Raw genomic sequence first — 684 nt, 5'->3', positions numbered from 1 at the left:
TCATCATCATAATATCTGCATTTTTCTGGGCATTTTTTGATGCAAGCACCACATTTTGTACATATACCAACATATTTGCTCACATCATTAAAATCAATAGACCCCATAGGGCAAACATGGGCACATATTTTACAATCAGTACATTTTGACAAATTRACTTTAGGTTTTACTTTCAATATATCAATAGCATGYTCATGYCTRTCTCTTGGTGTATAATAAGGACGAATAGGTTCATTTCCTCTCACTTTAATAGGTTCAGCAGGTATATTTTCCACAGTTCTTATTTTYTCTACTATTTTTTCTACGAAATCTRAAGCAATTTGCATATCCTTTTCATCAGGYCTATTAGCCCCCAAAGTATAAGAGAAAGCATGCTCMCCAACAAAACCAGCACCAGCTATAGTATGAAACCCATTATCTTCTAATATATTTCTAAGTTCAATTAAAGCATCATCAAAGTTTCTATTACCAAAAAGTACAACAGGTATAGCCAAAGCTCCATTACCTTTAATATTATTTTTTAAATATGGAAGCATTATATTTGGCACTCTTCCGGCATAAGTAGGAGTTCCACATATTACTAAATCATTTTCTTTAAACTCAAGAACTTTTTCTCTTCTTTTAGGTAAGCTATAATTATATTTTTCGCATTCAACATTAAGTTTTTTAGCAACGTTTTCTTCT

1 protein-coding gene is annotated in these 684 nt (G+C 31.5%); it reads right to left on the bottom strand.

The window, feature by feature from the left end:
• Positions 1 to 684 (bottom strand): EFR1 family ferrodoxin (locus tag GQX97_RS13455; RefSeq protein WP_157152305.1); only part of this gene is annotated, 684 nt, incomplete at both ends.

The sequence above is a fragment of the Brachyspira sp. SAP_772 genome (assembly GCF_009755885.1).
GTDB lineage: Bacteria > Spirochaetota > Brachyspiria > Brachyspirales > Brachyspiraceae > Brachyspira.
This window is presented reverse-complemented; position numbering and strand designations above follow the sequence as displayed.